The organism is Nocardia sp. CA-145437 (genome assembly GCF_050956485.1).
Taxonomy (GTDB): Bacteria; Actinomycetota; Actinomycetes; order Mycobacteriales; family Mycobacteriaceae; genus Nocardia.
This window is the reverse complement of record NZ_CP191204.1, coordinates 7231282-7254420: the sequence shown is the minus strand read 5'-3', so window position 1 is coordinate 7254420 and position 23139 is coordinate 7231282. Positions and strand designations below refer to the sequence as shown.

20 protein-coding genes are annotated in these 23139 nt (G+C 69.7%); 9 read left to right on the top strand and 11 right to left on the bottom strand.

All coding sequences use genetic code 11. The features are described 5' to 3' along the window. Positions 1-75: 75 nt before the first annotated feature. Positions 76-504 (top strand): hypothetical protein, encoded by a 429-nt coding sequence (locus ACQPYY_RS33555; protein ID WP_379102804.1) that lies wholly within the window; start codon positions 76-78, stop codon positions 502-504. Positions 505-575: 71 nt separating this feature from the next. Here the strand turns inward: ACQPYY_RS33555 and ACQPYY_RS33550 are convergent, their stop codons facing one another. Then, a complete protein-coding gene (locus ACQPYY_RS33550) occupies positions 576-2531 on the bottom strand; it encodes an acyl-CoA dehydrogenase family protein (protein WP_433592222.1) in 1956 nt (651 codons plus the stop codon). A gap of 90 nt (positions 2532-2621) precedes the next feature. Next, entirely contained in the window at positions 2622-3806 is a 1185-nt protein-coding gene (locus ACQPYY_RS33545; RefSeq protein WP_379102799.1) for an AAA family ATPase, read from the bottom strand. A gap of 156 nt (positions 3807-3962) precedes the next feature. Between ACQPYY_RS33545 and ACQPYY_RS33540 the strand changes: the two genes are divergently transcribed. The 3 genes from ACQPYY_RS33540 to ACQPYY_RS33530 all read left to right on the top strand — a co-directional run bounded on the left by ACQPYY_RS33540 (position 3963) and on the right by ACQPYY_RS33530 (position 5526). After that, positions 3963-4217 carry a hypothetical protein gene (locus ACQPYY_RS33540; RefSeq protein WP_357098812.1) on the top strand — a complete coding sequence of 85 codons (255 nt, stop codon included), beginning with the start codon at positions 3963-3965 and terminating at the stop codon, positions 4215-4217. Positions 4218-4501: 284 nt separating this feature from the next. Further along, the gene (locus tag ACQPYY_RS33535; protein WP_357275884.1) at positions 4502-5113 is read left to right on the top strand and encodes a C40 family peptidase; all 612 of its coding nucleotides are present in this window, start codon (positions 4502-4504) and stop codon (positions 5111-5113) included. Between the two features lie 17 nt (positions 5114-5130). Then, a complete protein-coding gene (locus ACQPYY_RS33530) occupies positions 5131-5526 on the top strand; it encodes an RNA-binding S4 domain-containing protein (protein WP_433592221.1) in 396 nt (131 codons plus the stop codon). Positions 5527-5536: 10 nt separating this feature from the next. Here ACQPYY_RS33530 and ACQPYY_RS33525 read toward each other — a convergent pair whose 3' ends face one another. From ACQPYY_RS33525 to ACQPYY_RS33505, 5 genes are all read right to left on the bottom strand, one after another. After that, a complete protein-coding gene (locus ACQPYY_RS33525) occupies positions 5537-6700 on the bottom strand; it encodes a cation:proton antiporter (RefSeq protein ID WP_433592220.1) in 1164 nt (387 codons plus the stop codon). A gap of 7 nt (positions 6701-6707) precedes the next feature. Beyond that, positions 6708-7097, bottom strand: coding sequence for a hypothetical protein (locus ACQPYY_RS33520; RefSeq protein WP_379102790.1), 390 nt, complete (start codon positions 7095-7097; stop codon positions 6708-6710). 35 nt (positions 7098-7132) lie between these two features. After that, positions 7133-10126 carry an acyltransferase domain-containing protein gene (locus ACQPYY_RS33515; protein WP_433592219.1) on the bottom strand — a complete coding sequence of 998 codons (2994 nt, stop codon included), beginning with the start codon at positions 10124-10126 and terminating at the stop codon, positions 7133-7135. A 184-nt stretch (positions 10127-10310) separates the two neighbouring features. Beyond that, positions 10311-10478 carry a type II toxin-antitoxin system VapB family antitoxin gene (locus ACQPYY_RS33510; RefSeq protein ID WP_357098794.1) on the bottom strand — a complete coding sequence of 56 codons (168 nt, stop codon included), beginning with the start codon at positions 10476-10478 and terminating at the stop codon, positions 10311-10313. 157 nt (positions 10479-10635) lie between these two features. Further along, on the bottom strand, positions 10636-11610 hold the full coding sequence (locus ACQPYY_RS33505; RefSeq protein WP_379102784.1) for an NAD(P)H-dependent flavin oxidoreductase: 975 nt from the start codon (positions 11608-11610) through the stop codon (positions 10636-10638). Positions 11611-11893: 283 nt separating this feature from the next. Between ACQPYY_RS33505 and fadD5 the strand changes: the two genes are divergently transcribed. Beyond that, positions 11894-13459 (top strand): fatty-acid--CoA ligase FadD5, encoded by a 1566-nt coding sequence (fadD5, locus tag ACQPYY_RS33500; RefSeq protein ID WP_433592218.1) that lies wholly within the window; start codon positions 11894-11896, stop codon positions 13457-13459. A gap of 56 nt (positions 13460-13515) precedes the next feature. Here the strand turns inward: fadD5 and ACQPYY_RS33495 are convergent, their stop codons facing one another. After that, on the bottom strand, positions 13516-15957 hold the full coding sequence (locus ACQPYY_RS33495) for a lysylphosphatidylglycerol synthase transmembrane domain-containing protein (protein WP_433592217.1): 2442 nt from the start codon (positions 15955-15957) through the stop codon (positions 13516-13518). Between the two features lie 165 nt (positions 15958-16122). Between ACQPYY_RS33495 and ACQPYY_RS33490 the strand changes: the two genes are divergently transcribed. The 3 genes from ACQPYY_RS33490 to ACQPYY_RS33480 all read left to right on the top strand — a co-directional run bounded on the left by ACQPYY_RS33490 (position 16123) and on the right by ACQPYY_RS33480 (position 18818). Further along, a complete protein-coding gene (locus ACQPYY_RS33490; RefSeq protein WP_433592216.1) occupies positions 16123-16779 on the top strand; it encodes a GDSL-type esterase/lipase family protein in 657 nt (218 codons plus the stop codon). A 215-nt stretch (positions 16780-16994) separates the two neighbouring features. Beyond that, positions 16995-17915, top strand: a complete 921-nt coding sequence (locus tag ACQPYY_RS33485; RefSeq protein ID WP_433592215.1) for a LysR family transcriptional regulator — start codon at positions 16995-16997, stop codon at positions 17913-17915. 258 nt (positions 17916-18173) lie between these two features. Further along, on the top strand, positions 18174-18818 hold the full coding sequence (locus ACQPYY_RS33480) for a class I SAM-dependent methyltransferase (RefSeq protein WP_433592214.1): 645 nt from the start codon (positions 18174-18176) through the stop codon (positions 18816-18818). A gap of 10 nt (positions 18819-18828) precedes the next feature. Here ACQPYY_RS33480 and ACQPYY_RS33475 read toward each other — a convergent pair whose 3' ends face one another. Next, complete coding sequence (locus ACQPYY_RS33475) at positions 18829-20379, bottom strand: phytoene desaturase family protein (protein WP_433592213.1); 1551 nt, start codon at positions 20377-20379, stop codon at positions 18829-18831. A gap of 157 nt (positions 20380-20536) precedes the next feature. Beyond that, positions 20537-22072 carry an FAD-binding protein gene (locus tag ACQPYY_RS33470; protein ID WP_433592212.1) on the bottom strand — a complete coding sequence of 512 codons (1536 nt, stop codon included), beginning with the start codon at positions 22070-22072 and terminating at the stop codon, positions 20537-20539. Between the two features lie 139 nt (positions 22073-22211). Here ACQPYY_RS33470 and ACQPYY_RS33465 point away from each other — a divergent pair, with 139 nt between their 5' ends. Next, complete coding sequence (locus tag ACQPYY_RS33465; protein WP_433592211.1) at positions 22212-22484, top strand: winged helix-turn-helix transcriptional regulator; 273 nt, start codon at positions 22212-22214, stop codon at positions 22482-22484. A gap of 12 nt (positions 22485-22496) precedes the next feature. On the opposite strand, the gene ACQPYY_RS33460 is transcribed toward ACQPYY_RS33465, so the two are convergent. Then, on the bottom strand, positions 22497-23135 hold the full coding sequence (locus ACQPYY_RS33460) for a class I SAM-dependent methyltransferase (RefSeq protein WP_433592210.1): 639 nt from the start codon (positions 23133-23135) through the stop codon (positions 22497-22499). Positions 23136-23139: the final 4 nt, after the last annotated feature.

The window sequence follows — 23139 nt, the reverse complement described above, 5'->3', positions numbered from 1 at the left end:
CACCTCATGAATATCTACTCGTATCTACCAAAATTAATAGAAACCTCTAGATGGGCCACGACTAAAGTTGACCCGGTGACACGAGACCGATTGTTCCGGTTCGTCCATGTCACCGGCCATACGTGCTGGTGGGTCTTCGTCGTCGCGACCCTGTGGCCGGGCAGCGCAAGTGTCAGCTGGACCGGCGATGAGGACCTGCCCCGCAGATACGCCGACTACCTCCCCTCCGACGGCTTCTGCATGGCAAGCCCGATCGCCGTCGTGGCCTTCCTGGTCCTGATCATCGCCGCCGCGGTGGAAGCGGCCGCGGTCGGCCGCCTGGCCCCGGGCCTGATGACCGTCGGCACCCCGTTCGTCGCCGCCATCGTGCTCTGGTCGGTGAACCCGACCGGATGCGGCGGCCACGGCACCTCCGCCGTCCTCCCCGCCCTGCCGATCGTCCTCCTCGCCATCGCCCTCCGCGAGGTCTGGGCCCGCGCCTTGGCGCCCCACCCCGCGTCCTGAGAACCTGAGAATCTGCCGCTATCTAGGCAATTCGCTAGATAGCGGCAGAGTTCTGTCGCGAGCGCCTTCGGCTAGGTCGCGGCCCCTGTCTTCGTGGACGGCAGGAACGGGCGGATCAGGTTCTGCTCCACCGACGGGCCGAACTGCCATTCGGCGATCCAGGGGCCGGTGCCTTCGCTCGGGTCCAGGGCGCCGCCTTCGATCCACCGGTAGCGGCCGTCGAGGATGCCGCGGGTCAGGTCGGTGTCGGCGTCGTCGGTGTTGGACCAGAGGGCGTCGAAGAGGCGCTCGACGCGGAGGCGGGACTGGCGGCAGAAGACCTCGGCCAGTTCCTCGGCGGCTTCGCCGTCGGGGCCGCCCGCGACGCGCAGGGACTGGGCGCGGACGCAGGCGGCGGCCATGGCGAACAGTTCGGCGCCGATGTCCACGATGCGGCCGAGGAAGCCCTGTTTGTATTCGAGCTTGGCCTGCCAGCGGGCCATGCCGTACATGAGGGCGCGGGCCTGCTTGCGGGACATGCGTTCGACGTAGCGCATGTGGCGTGCGAGGGGGCCGAATTCGCCGTAGCTCACCGGGGCGGTGCCCGCGCCGACGGCCAGTTGCGGGAACCACTTGGCGTAGAAGCCGCTCGCGCCGACCGCCGCCTTGGCCTTGTCCTTCAGTTCGGCATTGCGGTCGACCAGGGCGCCGGCGGCGGCCATGTGGGCGTCGGCCATCTCGCGGGCGATGAGCAGGCGCATGATCTCGCTGGAGCCCTCGAAGATGCGGTTGATCCGCAGATCCCGCACCAATTGCTCGGCGGCGACCGCTCTTTCGCCGCGGGCCCGCAGCGATGCCGCGGTCTCGTAGCCACGGCCGCCGCGGATCTGCACCAGCTCGTCGGCGATCTGACAGGCCATCTCCGAAGCCCACAGTTTGGCCAGCGCGGCCTCGATGCGGATGTCGTTGCGGTTCTCGTCGCACATGGTGGCGGACAGGTCGAGCACCGACTCCAGCGCGAAAGTCGTTGCGGCGATGAAGGACAGCTTGGTGCCGACCGCGCCGTGCTCGCCGACCGGGCGGCCCCACTGCACACGGGTGGCCGACCATTCTCGCGCGATCTTCAACGACCACTTGGCCGCCGCGGTGCACATGGCCGGAATCGCCAGGCGGCCGGCGTTGAGGGTGGTGAGCGCGATCTTCAGCCCGTCGCCCTCACGCCCCACCAGGTTTCGCTTCGGGACCCGCACATTGTGCATGCGGGTGACGCCGTTCTCGATGCCGCGCAGACCCATGAACCCGTTGCGCCGCTCCACGGTGATGCCGGGGCTGTCGGCCTCCACGATGAACGCGGAGATGCCGCCGCGGTGCCCCTCGCTCTTGGGCACCCGCGCCATCACCACCAGCAGTTCGGCCACCACGCCGTTGGTGGTCCACAGCTTCACGCCGTTGAGTTCGTAGGCCTCGCCGTCGGCGGTGGGGGTGGCGGTGGAGGCCATGCGCGCCGGATCGGAGCCGACATCGGGTTCGGTGAGCAGGAACGCGCTGACCGCGCCCTTGGCGCAGCGCGGCAGGAACTCGCGTTTCTGTTCCGGGGTGCCGGCCAGCTTCAGCGGTTCCGGCACGCCGATGGACTGGTGCGCCGAGAGCAGCACGCCGAGGCTGGCGTGCGCGGAGCCGACCAGCATGAGCGCGCGGTTGTAGCCGACCTGCGAGAGGCCGACCCCGCCGTACTCCGCGGGAATCTTGAGCCCGAAGCAGCCGAGCTCGGCCAGCCCGCGCACGTACTCGTCGGGGATGCGGCCCTCGGCCTCGATGCGGAGGCCGTCGATGGTCTCGCAGAACGCGCGCAGCCGGGTCAGGTAGGCCTCGATCCGGGCCTCGTCGGCGGCGCTGGGGCGGGGGAAGGGATGGATGAGGTCGAGCCGGAATCGGCCGAGGAACATCTCCTTGGCGAAGGATGGCTTGGCCCAAGTGGTTTCGCGGGATTCCTCGACGAGTGCCCGGGCTTGTTCTTCGGTGGCGTCGACTTTGGCGACAGTCGCCATGATGTCCTCCTCGACCGTGATGAGAATCACATTCGAGTGTAGGAGCCTTTGTTACCCACCGGTAGGGGTAGATCTACCGTTCAGCCATTCCTATTGCACACCACGGAGATAGCGGCCGAAATGCGGAACCGTGAAACCGATGGTGCCGCGCTCGGCCGAATAGATGAGTCCCTTCTTGATCAGCCCGTCCCGGGCCGGGGACAGGGATGCGGGTTTTCGTCCCAATTCGTTGGCGACCGCCGAGGTGGCGACCGGTCCGTCGTCTCCGGACAGATCGGCCATAGCGCGCATGTACTCACGCTCGGCGGGCGTTGCGCGTTCGTAGCGGGAACCGAAGAAACCGACCGCCAATTCTTCTTCGGCGGCGGGTGAAGCCACCGCCACGTCCTCGGCCGAGATCGGACTCCGCGCCGCCGCGTCCCACGCCGCCTTGCCGTACGCCTGCACGAAATACGGATACCCGTCGGCCTTCTTGTACAGCGCGTCCAGCGCCTCCGCCGAGTACTCCACGCTCTCCCGCTCGGCGGGCGCGATCAACGCCTGATCCGCCGACTCCCGATCCAGCCGATCGATCCGGTGATAGGAGAACAACCGCTCGGAGTAGCTCTTGGACGCGGTCAGCACCGCGGGCAGGTGCGGCAGCCCCGCCCCGACCACGATCAAAGGCGCGGCGTCCTGGCTCAATTCGTGGCAGGCCCCGCAGATGGCGGAGATGTCGGCGGCCCCGAGATCCTGCATCTCGTCGATGAACACCGCGATCCCGATGCCGTGATCGCGCACCAGCGCCGCCGCCTCCACGAGCAGCTCGACGAGGTCGATCTCGATGTCGCCGGAGTCGGCGCGACCGGTCACCGCGGGCACGTCGATGCCCGGGTTCCAGCGGTCCCGCATGCCCTTGTCGGCGGTGGAACGCAGCGCGAAAGCCTTGAGAATCCCCAGGAAATCGTCCACCTGCTCCGGATTGCGGTGTCCCACGGCCAGGGAACGCACCGCCATGTGCAGCGCCGAGGCCAGCGGCCGCCGCAGTTCCTGATCCGGCCGCGCCTCCAGCTTGCCGGTGCCCCACCCGCGGGTGCGGGCTGCGGAGCGAAGCTGGTTGAGCAGCACCGTCTTTCCGACCCCGCGCAGTCCGGTGAGCATGACGCTGCGCTCCGGCCTGCCCTTCGCCACCCGTTCCAGCACGATGTCGAAGGCCGCGAGCTGCCGGTCCCGGCCCGCGAGTTCCGGTGGCCGCTGCCCCGCGCCGGGTGCGTACGGATTCTTGACGGGGTCCATGCGGCCCAACCGTAGCGCGGGAATCACCGATTATCCGGGTATCTACGGCGGGCCCTAGACGCAGCTATCGACCGGCATGCGGCACATGTGCCCGCGGTGTCGCCCGGGGTCTCTACCCTTATGCCTGATTCGTTGGGATCCAGGGCAGGAGGGTTCATGTCGGAAGAAGTCGTACCCCCCACCGTCGCGGAGGTGGTCGAGTCCTGGAACGTCCCCGCGGAGGCGGTGGTCGCCGCGCGCATCCGCAACAACATCCTGGTCGCCATCGAGCGCGGGTACGACGATCCGCAACTGGTGGCCGACCTAGCGGTGGGACCGCTGGTGATGGCCCTGGGCCAGTTGGAAGTCGACCTCGCCGACGCGCGCCGGCGGATCGCCGAACTGGAGCGGGGCGCCCAGGCGAAGGGTTGATAACGGCCGGAACGATCACCTATATCGTCTCGTGATCCGTGGCTCTTTACACCGAATTGACCGCTTAGCGGGACGTTTTCGGAAACATCGGACATGCCGCCCGTGTCGGGTGGACAACCGGGCGACCGAGTCGTAATCTTCTCGTGACTTAGCGGAGTCTGTTGCTTCATCGGAGAGGCAGCCCGCGAAGTTACAAGCAGCACGATCGGAGATGCGTCTCAGTGGGTAAGCACAGCTTGCAGCAGGAATCGAAGCTTCCGGCTTCCGTGAAGGGTGCCATCGTCATGGGTGCGATGGCGGCGACGACTACTGGTGTCTTCCCGGCGATCACCGCCACGGCCGCCACCGTCGAGATCCCCGGCATCGGAAACTTCGATGTGCCGGACGAATTCACGCCCCAGGTGCAGCAGTTCAACCAGACGGTCAAGGACGCCGCGACGGCGCTGCAGACCCCCGGCGCTCTGGGCGGCGGCGCCCAGGTCGGCGCTCCGGCGGTCGCGCCCGCTCCGCAGTTCCAGCTGCCGACCATCTTCAACAAGCCGAGCTCCGTGGGTGACATCGCCCTGCACGCGGCCGAGACCAAGGTCGGCGCCCAGTACTCCTGGGGTGCGACCGGTCCCTACAGCTTCGACTGCTCCGGCCTGGTCCAGTGGGCCTACAAGCAGGCCGGAATCGAGCTGCCCCGCACCAGCTTCGAGCAGTCCAATGTCGGCGCCCCGGTCGCCTTCGACGACCTGCAGCCCGGCGACATCGTCATCACCAACGGCGGCGGCCACGTCGGCATCTACGCCGGTGACGGCAAGCTGCTGAACGCCGTGCAGTCCGGCACCCCGGTCTCCTACACCCCGCTGCACGCCAGCCAGGTGGTCACCGCCCGCCGCGTCGTCAACGCGTGACACGTAATCTTTAGAGCGTGACCCCTGCTCCACTGAGCACTACGGCCCAGGCCCGAGTTGATTCTTGGACCTGGGCCGTCCGCATTTTCAAGACCCGATCGGCGGCCGCCGCGGCCTGCCGATCCGGGCATGTCCGGGTGAACGGCGTGCCGGTGAAACCCGCGCACTCGCTGAAACCCGGTGACGAGATCCGGGTGCGCGTCAACGGGACCGAACGCATCGTCATCGTCGAGCAGCTCATCACCAAACGGGTGGGCGCGGCCGTGGCCGTGCAGTGCATGATCGACAAGAGCCCGCCCCCGCCCGATCCGCGACTGACCGCGCTGATGCCGCGCCGGGATCGCGGTGCGGGACGACCCACCAAGCGGGAGCGCCGCGACACCGACAAACTCCTCGGTCGCGAATCCGACTGATCGGGGACGTTCAGGACTTCTTATCGCCCTGCGCCGGAGCCGGATTCCCCGATTGCGTCGCCGCGGCCGACCGGGCTCCCCACGCGGCCGCGGCAATGGTCACCAGCGCGCCCAGCATGAGGGCGGCCGGTTCGCCCGGTTTCAGCGCATGCAGTTGGGTGCCCACCGTGACCGCCGCGACCGGGACCCCGATCTGCGCCGACGCGATGGCGCCCAGCGGAACCGGCTGACCCAGTACCCGCATGAGCGCGTGGGCCAGCACCGCGCCCGCCCCGAGGGCCAGGCCGAGCAGGATCAGGTACGGATGGTCGCCGAACTCGCGCAGGTTCAGTCGCGCACCCAGCCAGACGAAGAACAAGGGTGCGAGGAATCCGTCGCTCAGGGCGAACAGCTGCCTGGCCACCCGGCGCGGTTCACCGACCGCCGCCACCGCCAGACCGAGGGCGAAGCCCGCCAACATGATCGACACGTGGCTGCGGGTGGCCAGCGCGCCGAGGGCGAACAGCAGCGCCAGGCTGACCCGCAATTCGAGAGCGAACTTCCGATCCTCGGACACCGTGTGCAGCCGGTGCCGGATGCCGGATTCCTCGAGCCGGCGCAGGAAGACGTAGACGATCAGCGCGGCCGCCGCGACCAGTAGCGCGCCGATGGCGGCCCGGCCCGCATTGCGCGTATCGATCACCAGCGGCAACGCGACCACCGCGGCCGCGTCGGCGAGGGCGACCTGAGCGGTCAACTCCAGGACCGGCTTTCCGCCCAGGCTCTGGGAATCGATGATCGGCAGCACGATGGCCGCCGACGACGAGGCGATGAGCACCGCGTAGAGCAGCCCGTGCCCGGTGTCGAACCAGACCGCGATGCCCTGTCCCGCGATCATGGCCAGCACGCCCACCGCCACGGCGCGCACCGCGCCGCGCCCGAGCGCCGAGCGGATCGCCGCGTCGCGCACCGGCACGTGGGTGCCCGCCACGAACATGACCACCGCGAAGCCGACGTCGGCCAGGAAGGTGAAGGTCGGGTCGGCCGGGTGCAGCAGGCCGAAGCCGGTGGTGCCGAAGACGATTCCGGCCAGCAGTTCGCCCAGGATCACCGGTAGATGCCAGGACTGCCGCCAGGCCAGCCAGGGCCCGGCCAGTCCGAGCACGGTGATCAGGGTGAGGGTCTGGAAGTTCACGCCGAGCTCACGGCAGCGGGGCGATCTTCACCGGGATCGCGATGTTCTCGTCGGTGTAATAGATGGCGCACACCCGGTGGTAGCCGTCGACGATCTGCATGGGCACGCCCTGACGGAAGTCGCCGCGCACCACCAGGATCGGCGACAGCGCCTTCCCGGCCGTGATCTTGGCCAGGTCACGCCGCACGTAGGGGTTGTAGCTCGGCAGGATCTTCAGGTGCGACGCCCGCAACAGGTCCTTGGCCTTCTTGTGGGTCACCTCCGCGTCGCGCAGCGACTGGACGACCTGCTCGATGACGTCCGGCTCCGCCAGCATCTCGAGGTAGTCCGCGGCGGCCGGGTAATCGTGCTCGTCCGGCTCCTTCTTCCACTTGACCGTGATCTCGGGATCCGTCATCCAGTCATCATGCCTCAGCCGGCGCCGATCCTCGTTCAGGCCGCGGGCCCGACCTCCCACTCCACGCAGATGACCCGCCGATCCGCCTGCGCGTCCGCGAGTTCCCGCACCGCCTCCGGCCCGCCCGCGCCGGGCGCCGAGGTCAGCAGCACGGTGAAATCCGTGGGATCGGCCGCGGTCAGCTCCAGCAGATTGGTCGCCGCCACCAGCCGCGTCGCGCCGGACGCGTGCACCACACCCCGCACCGCCGACCCGCATTCGCGAATGTCCTGCAGGGCCGTCGCGAGGTCGGCGCGATCGGCGCAGTCGCACCGCATCATGACGATCCGATCCTCCATGCCGGTCAATCGGGCGGGCAGCGGCCGCGGTGTGCGCGTCAACACCACCACGTCCCGCGCGCCGGCCGCCAGCAGCCACCGCACCGCGGCCTCGCCCTGCGGCCCCAGCCCGCCCGCCACCACGTACGTCCCCTCGGGACGGATCTCCACCTCAGGGAACACCGGACCGGGCGGATGTCCGTCCGCGGCGAACCCGGGCCGCGGCCAACTGCCCGAATCACCGGAATCCGGTCGCCGCCACTGCCGTTGCGGCGGTGCGGTCGTGTGCGGACCCAGCGCGGTCCAATCCACGGTGCGCCCTTCCAGATACAGCCGCGCGATCGTCCGCAACAGACTCCCCGCCTCGTCATCCGCCGCCAGCACGGGCCACACCCCGTCCCGCAGCGCGATCCGCTCCCGCACCGCGGAGGTCAGCACCGAGGTGGGACCGACCTCGAGCACGGTCGAAAAGCCGTCCGCGACAACACTGTCCAGCGCCGCCGCGAGCTCGACCGCGTGCGAGACGTTCTCGGCCCAGTACTCGCCGTCCATGCGGAGCGCGCTGGCCGGGTCGGGCGCGGCGGACGGGCCGCCGCCCATCGGGTCACCCGGTAGGCCAGTGCTCGGGATAGCGGGTGTCTGGCCAGCATTCGGGTCCGTACGCGTCGGGCTGGTGCGTGGGTCCGTACGCGTCGGGCTGGTGCGTGGGTCTTTGCTCGTCGGGTTGGTGCCAAGGTCTGTACGTGTCGGGCTGGTGCGGAGGGCTGGAGTGTCGTTGTCGTGGGCCGAGCCATCCGGGCTTTCGGGGCGCAGCACGGCGCCGCGGCGGGTGGCCGAATAGAGCGGCCACCACGGCTGCCGGGGTGTGAGATCAGCGAGCTCGCCGCGCAATTCGTGGGCGCGGCCGCGGACCATCGGCAGGTGTGGCGGCTCGTGATCCGATCCGGCGGGTACCCGCTGTGCGAAGATGGCGCGCCGATGGGCTCGCCGGACCAGCGCGTCGACATACCGTGGCTCACCGGACACGGTGATCGCCAGGCCGTCCACGGCGGCCACCGCGACCTCCGCGCTCATCGGCGTGACCAGCTGATTCACCTCGGCGGGGGTCGCCTCCAGCACCGCCGCGGCCCCGCCGCCACCGGCCCGGGCCACCAACCGCGCTCGCGCCACCGCCACGCGCGCCCCGTCCTCGAGCGACAACGCGCCGCACCCGACCGCCGCCGCGACCTCGCCCGCACCGTGCCCGGCGACGCCGTCCGCGTGAATCCCCCACGACTCCAGCAATGCCGTCAGCGCGTACTGGAAGACGAACAGCGAAATCTGCCGGGAAACGATCCCATCGCGGCCATCCGGGATGCCCGTGACTCCCCCGTCGTGGCGACCGGAGTTTCGGAGGTCGCCGTGGATGCCACTGCCGGTCCGGCTATCGGGAAGGTCACCCGCGCACGGTGTCTCGTCGAGCTCCGCAGCGTCTGCTCCGTCAGCGCCGTGACTCGACGCGGCGGTGGCCGTGGACGGTGGTGAATGGTCCGACGCCGGGTGCGGGTTTGCCGAGGTCGTCACCGGGACGTGCCCGTTCCGCCCGAATCCATAGCGCGGCGTCCATACTCGCGGGCCGCCCACCGCGACGACCGCGTCGACAGCCCTGGTGAGGGCCGCGGCGAAGACCGGGTAGCGCGCGGCGAGGGCGCGTCCCATGCGCGGATGGTCTCCTGTCCCGGGGAACAGGAGAAGTACGCCGCCATCCGCACGTTCGCGGACCGGGGTGAAGACATCGGGCCCGGACACCGTCACGAAGGGGGCGGCTGTCACGGAGCCGGTGCCGGGCGTCGCCAGCGGTGCCCGTGCGCGATCCGTCGCGGTGCTCGCCTCGATCCGGCGGGCGAGCGCGCGCAACTGGGCGGCGGCTTCGATGCCGTCCCGCGCGATGACGGCGGCGCGGGCCGGTTCGGGCACGAGTCTGGCCGTGGCGGCGGCGAATTCGCGCAGAGATCGGTACGAACCGAGCGCGACGGCCCAGCGCAGGGCCAGGTGGTGGATGGTGACGGCGTCGGATCCGGAGACCGGGATGAGAACGGGCGGTTCCTCACCGCGGCCGGAGTCGGACGATCCGCCCCGGCGTGGATCGTCTAGGGCGATATGCGCGTCCACACCGCGCGCCTCGCGGAAACCGATTCCGGGGCCGCCGATTTCGGCGTACCGGCGGGTCCGGGTGCGCAACGCGTCGCCGGTGCGTTGCAGCACCAGGACGGTGCACACCCCGGCGCCACCGCCCGCGCGGTCGCCGCCCTCGTGCCCCGCGCCCCGCGGCAGCGGCAGGCGCAGGTCCGAGATATCCGGGAGCAGTGTGAGATCCACGCCCCCGGCGAGGACGAACGGCACGGATTCGTCAGCCAGCAGCCGGACGCCCATGTCCACCGCCACCAGCGGTGAGGCCCGCTGGCTGTCCACGGTCAGACTGGGCCCGCGCAGGTCGAGCGCACGCGACAGGTGGTGTGCCGTATTGGTGCCGCCGATCGCGCCGAACACGACCGCCGCCTGGGAACCCGTTGCCAGGCAACCCAATCCGGAGTCGTCGAGGGCTTCGACGGCCGCCTCGAGGGTGGTGCGCTGGCGCGGGGTCAGGCCGACGGCGGCGAGCCGGTCCAGCCCGAACCACGCGTGGTCGAAGTCGGTGCCGGTGGCCCGGCAACCGACGCCGACGATCGACACCCTCGTCGCCGGGGTGGGATCGGTGGTCGCTCTCGTACTGTGGTGCACAGGAATGCCCTCCCGTGTCCGCGCGCTGTCGGCCGTCGAGGTACTCCGGCGATTCTGCCAAGATTTCCTCGCGGTCTGAAGACCTTTCGTGCAGGCACGGCCCCGCGACCGCCGCGAGGCTCACCGCCGCCTGGGATTACGAGGCGGTGCGAGAGTGAAAGGGCTGGTCGAAATCCTCGGCCGTGGCGTGGGTACTGAAGAACCGCAGTGCTAGGTTCACCGCGTCCTGTTCGGTGTACACACCGGAGATGGCCATGGTCCGGCGCAGCGCGTCGTCGTCGAGATAGATTCGAGTGATTGCCATTTCAGGCACCTCCGCCGCATCCGTCGTTACTGAAAAGCATGACGGATCCAGCGTCCTGGGATACCCCGAATGACGAGAGCCCTCGGCACGAGTGCCAAGGGCTCTTGTCGTAATTGTCTGGGACGTACCGACTTTCGCCGGAATCATCCCGAAGGGATCAGCCGAGCATGCCCGCCAGCCGCTGCCCGATCAGCGCCTCGGCCTCGGTGACCATGCGCGACACCAGCTCGCCGCAGGTCGGGATGTCGTCGATGAGGCCCTGCACCTGACCGGCCGACCAGATGCCGGCGTCCAGGTCGCCCTCCTCGAACACCCGGCGACCGCGGGCGCCCGCGACCAGGTCCCGGACGTCCTCGAACTTGCCGCCCGCCTTCTCGATCTCGACGACCTTGCGGCTGATCTCGTTGTCCGCCACCCGCGCGGTGTTGTGCATGGTGCGGAAGATGAGCTGGGTGGCCCGCTCGGAGTTGGCGACGATCTGCTCCTTGACCGTCTGGTGGATGGCCGACTCCTGGGTGCACATGAAGCGGGTGCCCATGTTCACGCCGTCCGCGCCCAGCGCCAGCGCCGCGACCAGGCCGCGGGCGTCGGCGATACCACCGGAGGCGATGACCGGGATGTCGAGCGCCTTGGTGGCGGCCGGGATCAGGATCAGACCGGGCACGTCGTCCTCGCCGGGGTGGCCGGCGCATTCGAAGCCGTCGATGGACACGCCGTCGACGCCGATCTTCTGGGCCTTGAGCGCGTGCCGGACGCTGGTGCACTTGTGCAGCACCTTGATCCCGGCTTCCTTGTAGTACGGCAGGAACGGCTCGGGGTTGGACCCGGCGGTCTCCACGATCTTCACGCCGGACTCGATGATGGCCTGCACGTACTCCTGGTACGGCGGCGGGTTGATCGACGGCAGGATGGTGACGTTCACGCCGAAGGGCTTGTCGGTCAGCTCCCGTGCGCGGTCGATCTCGCGGCGCAGGTCGTCGGGGGTGGGCTGGGTCAGCGCGGTGATGATGCCGAGGCCGCCCGCCTCGGAGACGGCCGCGGCGAGCTCGGCGCGGCCGACCCACATCATGCCGCCCTGCACGATCGGGTGCTCCACCCCGAAGGTCTCGGTGAATCTGGTCTTCAGTGCCATGGGCGCTGTCCTCTCCCTGCCTCTCGCAACTGCCCCGATACTCGCATAGTTGCATATGGAGCGACAACCCTGATGTGAGTCGGAGTTTGCATATACACAGTGCTGTCACCTGTGGGTCTGTGTATGGGTACCTGTGGGCAACACGGTGGTACACGCCTGGATATGGCCTCTGAACTGCTGGATGACTGGGTGAGAACGTATCGATTAATCCTTCTCTGTAACCCTTGTCACGTCAGAAAGTTAAGCGGTATTCTCACGGTCGATCAGCGTGAAAGGACACCGCATGACCTTCCAGCCGCTAGACGAGCCGATTCGATCGGTTCGCAACCACTGGGTGAACCAGATCGCCACGCACGCGGCCATGCGGCCCGGTCACGTGGCCTTCAGGTTCAAGGGCGCGGAGACCACCTGGAAGCAGCTGCACGAGCGGTCGGAGAAGTTCGCCGACGCGCTGTCCCGTCGAGGGGTCGGGTTCGGCGATCGCGTGCTCATCCTGGCGCTGAACTACACCGAGTACATCGAGGCGGTCATGGGCATCAACGCCCTCGGCGCCATCGCGGTGCCGGTGAACTTCCGGCTCACCCCGCCCGAGGTCGCCTACATCGTGGCCGACTCCGGCGCGAAGGCGATCGTCACCGACTCGGTGCTGCAGCCGCTCGCGGTGGGCGTGGCGGGGCAGGCCGCGGAGCTGTCCACCGTGGTCGTGATCAACGGGCGGACCGGCGAGGGAGTGCTCGGCTACGACGAGCTGCTCGCCGAGCCGGGTGAACCCCATGCGCCGCTCGACATTCCGGAGGACACGCCCTGCCTGATCATGTACACCTCGGGCACCACCGGCAGCCCCAAGGGCGCGGTGCTCACCCACGCGAACATGAACGCGCAGGCGCTGACCTGTATCCGGGCCCTGGAGATCAGCCCCGATTCCATCGGCTTCTGCACCTCGCCGCTGTTCCACATCGCCGGATTGGGCAGTCTCGCCCCGTATTTCATGCTCGGCGGCACCACCGTGCTGCACCCGCTGGGCGCGTTCGACGCCACCGAATTCCTCGACGCCATCGAGGCCGAGCAGGCCACCACCGCGTTCTGCGTCCCGGCACAGTGGCAGCTCATCTGTGAGGAGCCCACCGTCAAGCAGCGCAAGCTGGCCTTGCGGGCGCTGTCGTGGGGCGCGGCCCCCGCCTCGGACACGGTGCTGCGGGCCATGGCCGACTGCTTCCCGGACGCCTTCAACGTGGCGGTCTTCGGTCAGACCGAGCTGTCGCCCATCACCTGTGTGCTCGAGGGCAAGGACGCGCTGCGCAAGCTCGGCTCGGTCGGCCTGCCCATCCCGACCCTGCAGGTCCGGGTCGTCGACGACGAGATGAACGATGTCGCGCCGGGTGAGATCGGCGAGATCGTCTACCGCGGACCGACTCTCATGCAGCGCTACTGGAACAAGCCCGAGGCCACGGCGGAGGCCTTCCACGGCGGCTGGTTCCACTCCGGTGATCTGGTGCGCCGCGACGAGGAGGGCTTCGTCTACGTGGTCGACCGCAAGAAGGACATGATCATCTCCGGCGGCGAGAACATCTACTGCGCCGAGGTCGAGAACGTGCTCTTCGCGCACCCCAAGATCCACGAGGCCGCCGTGGTCGGCCGCGCCCACGAGAAGTGGGGCGAGGTGCCGGTGGCGGTGGTCGCGCTGGCCGCGGGCATCGACGAGCTGACCCTCGAGGAGCTGGAGCCGTTCCTGAACGAGTCCCTGGCCCGCTACAAGCACCCCAAGCATCTGGTGGTGGTGCCCGAGCTGCCCCGCAATGCCAGCGGCAAGGTCGTGAAGGTCGCACTGCGCGACCAGTATTCGGCCTGACCCGACAGCTGCGCTCTAGCCTCCCGCGCCCGTTGCTCCCGCACCGGGCGCGAGTGTCAAATCATGTCCTTCGCGGTGAGCCAGCGCATGATCGGCCAGCCGCAGAACACCGGCAGCCAGCAGGTCAGCACGCGGTAGAGGAGCACGGCGGGGACCGCGATCCCCGCCGACACTCCGAACGCGGCCAGACCACCGATGAGCGCCGCCTCCACCGCGCCCACACCGCCGGGCGTCGGCGCGGCCGAGGCCAGCGTGCCTCCGATCATGGTGACGATGGTGACGGTCACGAAAGTCGTACTGCCGCCGAAGGCTTCGATACTGGCCCACAGCGCCAGCGCCATGCCGAGGGTGGTGGTGGCGCAGCCGCCCACGATCATGGCCAGCCGCCCCGGGCGCCGCGCCAAGTCCTTCAGCTGGGCGACCACATCCGCCAGCTGCGGGCGCACCTCGTTGAGCAGCCACTTTCGCACCTTGGGGACGAACATGGTCACGCCCAGCAGGCCCAGCAGGGCGCCGGCCACGAGGTACAGCACGGTGGCGCTGGGCACGAAATGCGAGAGGTCGGTGGAGGTTCCGGCCAGCGCGCCGAAGATCAGCAGCAGCAGCACGTGGGTCACCACCTGGACGGTCTGCTGCAATGCGACCGCCGCGGTGGCCCGCACCGCGCCGAGCCCGCCCTTCTGCAGGAAGCGCACGCTCAACGCCAGACCGCCGACACCGGCCGGGGTGGTGGTCGCGGCGAAGGTGTTGGCGATCTGCATGAGCAGCAGATTGCGGAACTTCACCGCCTCGGAGGCGCACGCCCACAACGCCATCGCCGCGCCCACGTAGGTCAGCGCGGACACGGTCAATCCGAGCAGCGCCCACCACCAGTTCAGGCTGCCCAGTTCGGAGGCGAAGGTCGGCACCGCGCTGATGTAGGGGTAGGCCACGTACACCAGGCCGATCAGCAGGACCAGCTGGATGATCTGGTTGCGCGAGAAGCGGTTGATCTGCGCGGCCTCGATCTTGTCCTGCCCGGTCTGCGCGGCCACTTCCTCGCGGATCGACGTCATCAACTCGCCCGCGTCGGGCACCGCCTTGCGGACGTGCGTGGGCATGGCGGTCTTGGTGAGTCGCGCCGAGGCGTCGAGCACGGCCTGCTTGTCCAGCACCTCGAGCGCGGTCCGCACCGCCGGGCCGGTGCCGAACAACGCCGACGAGCCGAGCAGCAGCTGGGCCACGTCGGAGTCGAAACGCACCTGGTAGGCGCCGAATTCCGATTGCACGAAGCCGCCGAACAGCACGGCGTCGTCGAGGATGCGGATCTCGTCGGTGCGCAGATCACCGTGCGACATCTGGGCCTGGTGCATGCGGTGCAGCGCCTGCCACACCCGGGTCAGCGCCGGTTCCCCGTCGGCGGCCGCGAGCGGACGGCCCTGGGGCACGGTGTGCGCGTACAGCGTCCAGCCGCGGTCCAGCGCCGCGACGGTGAGCGGTTTGTAGCTGGCCAGCCCCAGATCCGCGATGGCGAAACCCATCAGCGCCTTGTGCTCGACCGCGCGCCGCATGGACGCGAACGGGGCCGGATACTCGCCGCTGCGAATGGTCAGCCAGCGCCGCAACTGTTGCAGCATGCCGCGGCTGCGCTGGTTCGCGCCGTACAGTTCGATGATCAATTCATCGTCCGGCGAATGGGATTCGCCGGACTCGGCTTCGCCGGACGGGCCGTTGGGCGAGGCGCTCAGCTCGGGCTGCGGCGTCGTCGACGCCGAAAGCACCAGCGGCCCACGGGCGGCCGGGCGCAGCACCGTGAACGCGGTGACCCGGAAGCCGCGCTGGGCCAGCACCCGCACCGCGGCGGCCAGCGGCACCTCCAGCGCGGGGGTGCCGACCACCAGCACGATCACCGCGCCCACCAGCCAGCCCACCACCAGGCCCAGGGCCGCGCGGGCGGGCACCACCAGCGAGACGAACAGGTGGATCGGCACGAACGCCAGCAGCAGCGTCCACCACCAGCGCCGGGCCCGCGCGGGCAGCCACGGGCTGGCCACGGTGAGCGTCGCGGCCAGCATGGCGATCCAGCGCGGATCGTCGAGGAACTGCGACAGGAAGGTGTTGACCTGCCCGGCCTCGGACAGATGCCAGCGGGGCGCGGAGAAGCCGCTGCCGGTGATGGAGAACAGCGCCAGCGCGATCAGGCCCGCGGAGGTGAAGCCCGCCAGGAGCTTCCACTGCCGGCGCAGCACCAGCCGCACCAGGATGGCGAAGGGCAGCACCAGGACGGCGATGCCGTAGACGATGTAGACCAGGTTGGACTGTTCCGGGGTCAGGAACCCCACGATCTTGGATACCGACCGTTCCAGCGCCTCCCATTGCGGCCTGCTGATCAGCGATCCCGCGATGACCACGGCCACCGACAGCGCGGACAGCACGACGCGCAGAATGTCACTGGTCCGGCGGATCCGCGGCTGCAGCAGGCTGCCGGAGACGGGAATCTCCCGCCCGTCGACTCGCATGTCCTATTCGCGCTTTCGGATCGTGGGAACGGCTGCGGTCCCAGGGTCGGCTGACGTCGCTAACCGTAACCCGTGGGCCGGACACTGCCCGACAAGCCCGGCCCGAAGCGTCCGCCGCGCCCGGTTCCGGTATCGGTTTTTCCGGCTTATTCCGGGGATCGGGCGGTGGTTCGACCGGCGTGCGAGGATCTGCCCGTGGTGCTCGATCTGCGTGTCTGCTTTCTGGGGGAGTCGTTCGTCGCCGGGGTCGGTGATCAGAAATGCCTGGGGTGGGCGGGGCGGCTGGCGGCCCGGGCGACCGCGGCCGGGCAGCCCCTGACCTACTACAACTTGGGGATCCGCCGGGAGAACAGCACCGAGCTACGGGGGCGGTGGGAGGCCGAATGCGCGCCCCGGCTGCCCGCGGGCGCGGACTGCCGGGTGGTGATCTCCACCGGCGTCAACGACACCCAGTTCGAGAACGGGCGTCCCCGAGTCGATTCCGCGGAGTCGGTGCGCAATCTGGCCGAGATCCTGCGCCGGGCGCGGGAAAAGGGTTGGCAGGCAATGGTGGTCGCGCCGCCGCCGAACGTCGACGACGAGCACAATGCCCGGCTGCTGGACCTCGACGTCCGCTACGCCGAGCTGTGCGAGCAGGCGCAGGCGCCCTACCTGCGGGCCCATCAGCCCTTACGTGAGAACCAGATCTGGATGCGCGACATCGCCGCCGGTGACGGCTACCACCCGAGCGCGACCGGCTACGACGAATTCGCCGCCCTGCTCGCCCCTCACTGGCTGCTCTGGCTCGCCGATCCGGGCTCGGAACTGCCTGTCGTGCGCTGATTCTCGCCGGGCTCGTCGTCCTCGCCTTTCGAGTAGGGCAACTTCGTAGCAATTCGAATCCAGCGCGCGCCGACGCCCGAATCGCCCGACGCGAGCACCGTCACTCCCCGCGTGCCGCCCCTCCCGACACGGAACCGCCGGTAGCATGCCGCCCGAATCCCACCTTCCAAGCCAGGGGGTATGCCTACCGGTTGCCCTGTTCCTAACCTGGTGGCATGGATATCGACACGCGACTGCTGCGTTACTTCCTGGCAGTCGCGGATGCGGAGAACCTGCCGCGGGCGGCGCAGCGACTGCATGTCGCGCAGCCCGCGCTGGCGACCCAGATCAAACAGCTCGAACAGCAGCTGGGGGTGGAACTGTTCATCCGGTCCCGGGCGGGCTGGACCCTGACCGCGGCCGGCAAGGTGCTCGCCGAGCAGCTGCCCGCGCTGCTCGCGTCCTGGGACCGGATCCTGCGCAACACCAAGAGCGACTCCAGCCGCGCCTCCCGGGTGCTGCGGCTGGGTTGCGTGAACAGCGCGGCCGACGGCCATATCCCGGAGATCATCCGGGTCTTCCACCGGCTGCACCCGGACTGGCAGGTCGATCTGCACCAGGGCGGCTGGACCGACCCGACCGCCGGACTCGACGAGGGCGATGTGGATGTCGCCCTGCTGCGCTTGCCCTTTCCCGGTCAGGACGAATACCACCTGCGGGAACTGTTCGCTGAACCGCGCTGGATCGCGCTGCCCGAGGACCATCCGCTCGCGGACCGCCACGACATCGCGTTCCGGGAACTGTGGGACGAGCCCTACGTCGCTTCGCCCGCCGAAACCGGTTGGTGGCGCGACTATTGGATGGGCCTGGACTCACGGCCCGCGGACACCGCCATCATCGGCGCCATCGCCCGCAATACCGACGAATGGCTGCGCGCCATCGCCAATGGCTTCGGGGTGAGCTTCACCCCCGCCTCCACCTCCCGCACCGAATACCCGGGCGTGGTGTTCCGGCCCGTACACGGCATCGGCCCCACCCGGGTCGCCGTGGTCTGGCCGGACGCCTCCGAGGCCGATCCGGTGGTGCGCTACTTCATTCGCTGCTGCTCCGACATCATGGGCGGCCAGCACGGCGCGGACGGCCGCCGCACGTCCTAACCCCCGAGCCGCCGCCGGTCGGACATGATGGGGGGCATGAGCGGTCAAGCGCGGAGGCGGCAGCGCAGCGTAACCACGCAGCGCTCCGCTCGTGCCCGAAAGGACGCAGCATGAGCGGTCAAGCGCGGAGGCGGCAGCGCAGCGTAACCACGCAGCGCTCCGCTCGTGCCCGAAAGGACGCGGCATGAGCGGTCAAGCGCGGAGGCGGCAGCGCAGCCTAACCACGCGGCGCTCCGCTCGTGCCCGAAAGGACGCAGCATGAGCGACCAGCACGAACATTGGCAGCGCACCTACCGCACGCATCCGGGCATGTACGGCGAGCAGCCGTCGGAGGCCGCGGTGTACGCGGCCGATCTGTTCCGCGAGCAGGGCGCCGTCGAGGTGCTGGAACTGGGCGCGGGTCATGGCCGCGACGCGATCTATCTGGCGCGCCGCGGTTTTCGGGTGACGGCCACCGATTTCAGCGCCGTCGGGCTGGCCCAGTTGCGGGAGTGGGCGGACGCGGCCGGGCTGAGCGCGCGGGTGACCACCCTGGAACACGATGTCCGCCAGCCGATTCCGCTGCCGTACCGCGCCGTGGACGCGGTCTACGCGCACATGCTGCTGTGCATGAACCTCAGCACCCAGGAGCTGCGGGACCTGGTCGCGGAGATCCGCCGGGTGCTCAAGCCCGGCGGGGCGTTCGTCTACACCGTCCGCAATACCGACGACGCGCACTTCGGCACCGGTAAGGCGCTGGGCGACGACATCTACGAGCACGGCGGGTTCGCGGTGCACTTCTTCTCCGAGGCGCTGGTGGACAGCCTGGCCGCGGGCTGGGAACTGCGCGACCGGCACTCGTTCGAGGAGGGCGAGCTGCCGCGGCGGCTGTGGCGGGTCACCCAGCTGCTGCCCTCGCGGTGACGGGACCCGCTCAGTCCTGTTCCAGCACCGCCATGGCGGCATTGTGCCCGCCGATGCCGCTGACTCCGCCGCCGCGTACCGCGCCCGCCCCGCACAGCAGAACATTGCGATGCCCGGTCGCGACGCCCCACCGCTCCGCCGGGCTGTCGGCGGAACCGGTGCGGTAGGGAAAAGCCAAGTCCGCGTGGAAGATATGCCCGCCGGGCAGCCCCACCTCGCGTTCGAGTTCGACCGGGGTGCGGGCCTCGATGCACGGGTTGCCCTCACCATCCAAGGCCAGGCAGTCACCGATGGGTTCGGCCAGCACCGAATCCAGCTGCGCCAGAGTGGCGTCCACCAAGCGCCGCTTCGCGCCGCGCGGGTCGTCGGCGAAAAGCCGTGCGGGCGTGTGGAGGCCGAACAGGGTGAGGGTGTGGAAGCCGCTCTCGATCAGCTCCGGCGCGAGGATCGACGGGTCGGTGAGGGTGTGGCAGTAGATCTCCGACGGCGGCGCCGAAGGCAGCGCGCCCGCCGCGGCCTCCCGATAGGCGCGGTCGAGCTGGGCCGCGGACTCGGAGACGTGGAAGGTCCCGGCGAAGGCGGTGCGCGGATCCACGCGTGGGTCACGGAGTTTCGGCAGCCGCCGCAGCAGCATATTGATCTTCAGCTGCGCGCCTTCGGGTTTGTCGGCCGACTCGCCCAGCAGGCCCGCCAGTGTGTACGGCGCGGCGTTCACCAGCACGTGCCGGGCTCCGGCCGTGCCCGTGCGATCGCCCTCGGTGAAGCGGACTTCCGCGGTGTCGCCGTCGGTGTCGATGCCGATGACGGTGCGGCCGGTCCGGATCTCCGCCCCCGCCCGGCGGGCCGCCGCCGCGAGCGCGTCGGTGAGCGCGCCCATGCCGCCGACCGGCACGTTCCAGTCACCGGTGCCGCCGCCGATCACGTGATAGAGGAAGCAGCGGTTCTGCAGCAGCGACGGATCGTGGGCGTGGGTGAAGGTGCCGATCAACGCGTCGGTGAGCACCACGCCGCGCACGGTGTCGTCGGCGAAGGCGGCCTCCACCGATTCCCCCAGGGGCCGTTCGAAGATCGCCTCCCAGGCGGCGGAATCATCGACCGTGCGCTGCAATTCGGCGCGGGTGGGCAGCGGATGGGTGAGTGTCGGGAACACCCGCTCGGCCAGCCGCCCGGTCACGGCGTAGAACCGCTGCCACGCTTCGTAATCCCGCTCCGAACCGGTGACCTGCGCGAAACTCGCGCGGGTCGCCGCCTCGGAGCCGTTGTCCACCAGCAGCCCCGCATCGCCGATCGGCGTGTACGAGGAGATGCGGCGCTTGCGGGTCTCGAAACTCAGATCCAGGTCCCGGACGATCCGTTCGGGCAGCAGGCTCACCAGATACGAGTAGCGCGACAGCCGCGCGTCGAAGCCGGGGAACACCCGCTCGGAGACGGCCGCGCCGCCGGTATGGTCCGCGCGTTCCAGCACCAGCACCGACTTCCCGGCCCGGGCCAGGTAGGCCGCGGCCACCAACCCGTTGTGGCCGCCGCCGACCACGATCACGTCGTATCCCGCCTGCGTCATGCCTCCATCGCATCACACTGTGCTCGATTTGCCCCCTCGCTTCGCTCCGGGGCGGGTTCGCGGCGCTGGAGGTCTCGTTCTTCCCTTCCTCCGCTCGGTCCAGAACGAGACGCGCCGCGAACCTCCGGGGTGTTCTACGCGAACCTTCGGGGGTGTTCTAGCGGGTGCTCATGTCGAGCGCGGCGAGGTGGCTGAACAGCACCGACGCGCCGATCGGGTTGCCGCCGCCGGGGTAGACGGTGCCGCTGACCGCGGCCATGGTGTTGCCCGCGGCGTACAGACCCGGGATGGGTTCGCCCGCCTCGTTCAGGACGCGGGCGGCGGTGTCGGTGCGCAGACCGCCCTTGGTGCCCAGGTCGGAGATGCCGAAGGCGGCCGCGTGGAACGGGCCCCGCACGATCGGGGCCAGCGGCGGTTCGCCATTGGAGAAGGCGCGGTCGTAGGCCTCGTCGCCGCGGCCGAAGTCCGGATCGACGCCCGCGGTCACGAATTCGTTGAAGCGGGCCACGGTGGCGATCAGCGCGTCGGCGGGGACGCCGATCTCCGCGGCCAGACCCTCCAGGGTGTCGGCGGTCTTCCACAGGCCCGCCTCGATGAAGCGTTCCGCCTCGACCATCGGCACATTGCTGGCCTTGATCGGCGGCGCCACGCCCTCGGCGTCGTCGTAGATCATCCAGAACGGGAGGGTCACCGAGCCGTCGCCGAGGTGCTCGATGATGTCGCGGCCGAGCCGGTCGTAGGGCGCGGACTCGTTGACGAACCGCTCGCCGGCCTGGTTGACGAAGATGCCGCCGGTGAACCACAGCGCGAACGCCGCGCGCCCGTCGGGATGGATGAGGCCCGGCGACCACCACGCCTGATCCATCAGGTCGGTGTCCGCGCCCGCCGCGATGCCCGCCACGTGCGCCTGGCCCTGATTGCCCCACGGCCCCATGGTGTCCCGGGCCACGCCCGGCACGCCGTAGCGCTGCCGCAGCTCGTCGTTGCCCTCGAAACCGCCGGCCGCCAGCAGCACGCCCTTGCGGGCCCGGATCGCGATGCGCTGCCCGTCGCGCTCCACGATCGCACCGGTCACCGCGCCGTCCTCGGTCACCAGCTCGACCAGCGCGGTGTTCAGGTGCAGCGCCACGTCCGGGAACTTCGACAGGCCCAGCAGGAAGCGGCCGACCAGGGCGCGCCCGCCGATCAGATAGTCCGGCTGCGGGTCGCCGTGCCGTTCGGTGGCCAGCGGTCCGCGCACGGACTCGCTCAGCTCACCCAGCTTGGCGGCCTTCAGCGGCGCGGGCACGATGTGCCGCTTGCCGTCCAGGCGCGCCTTCGGGGCCTTGCCGAAGTAGTCCGGCCACGGGAACATCTGGAACGTGAACGCGTCGTCCTGCTCCAGGTACTCGATGACCTTCGCGCCATTGCGGATGTAGGTCTCCTGCAGATCCGCGGGGGTGCGGTCGCCGACGACCGCGCGGAAGTAGGTGAGCGCGTCCTCGACGGTGTCGTCCACGCCCTCGCGCCGCAGCACCGGGTTGCAGGGGAACCAGACGCCGCCGCCACCGGAGAACGAGGTGGTGCCGCCGAACTTCTCGGTGGCCTCGACCACCGCCACGCTCAGCCCCTCGCGGGCGGCCGTGTAGGCCCCGGCCAGGCCGCCGCCCGACCCTGCCACCAGGACATCGACTTCTTCGTTCCAGTCCGTCACCGTTTGCTCCCTGATCGACGCGGTCTCTTCGCGCGACGGTATGCGGGTGGGCGCGCCCCGCGCATCAACTATCCCAATGGCCGGATAGCCGATCGGTTCCAGGAGATCAGCACGATTTTGCCGCGCACCCGCCCAGCGCGTGCGCCGCCGCCTCGACGGCATCACCCAGAAGGTGCTCACCCGCATGCTGCGGGACCTGGAACGCGACGGGCTGGTCCGGCGGACCGTGTACCCGACCGTGCCGCCCCGGGTCGAGTACGCGCTGACCGAACTCGGCGCGGACCTCGCGGACCTCGGGCACATCACGCACGCCATGGGACAGTGGGCGCTGCGGCACGCCGACGAGATCGCCGTCGCCCGAGCGGCTTTCGACGAACGGGCGACCCGCGAGCCGGAACCGGTCAGCCCCTGAACCCGGGTTCGCTCACACCTTGACCGCCAGCACGATGGCCTGCGGGGTGCGCTCGTCGGGGCGGGCCTCCCGGGCCAGCGTCGCGGTGGCGCGAAAGCCGTGCGCGGCCAGCGCTTCGGCGAACGTGACCGGAGCCCAGCGGTAGGCGGGGGCGACCTTGTGGTCGTAGTCGTGCACACCGGTCGACTCGTCGGCGGCCTGGAAGCCGAACAGCGCGTGCCCGCCGGGTCGCAGCACCCGGGCGAATTCGGTCAGCACGTCCGGGACCCGGGCCGGCGGGGTGTGAATGATGGAGTACCAGGCCACGATTCCGGCCAGCGACTCGTCCTCGAACCGCAGCCGCTCCATCGGGCCGACTTCGAAGGACAGGTCCGGGTACAGCTCGCGGGCGATCCGGATCATCTCCGGCGACAGGTCGATGCCGGACACCTCCAGTCCGGCCGCCGCCAGATGCGTGGTGACCCGGCCCGGACCGCAGCCGATATCGGCGACCGGGCCTGCCCCGTGCTCCCTTACCGTGTGCGCGAACGCTTCCAGCATCACGGCGTCGAACGGGTTGTCCTGCAACTGCCGCCGGAACAGATCGGTGTACAGTTCCGCGACCTCGTCGTAAGCGTCCCGGGTAACCTCTATGTCCGCACTGTCCACCATATTT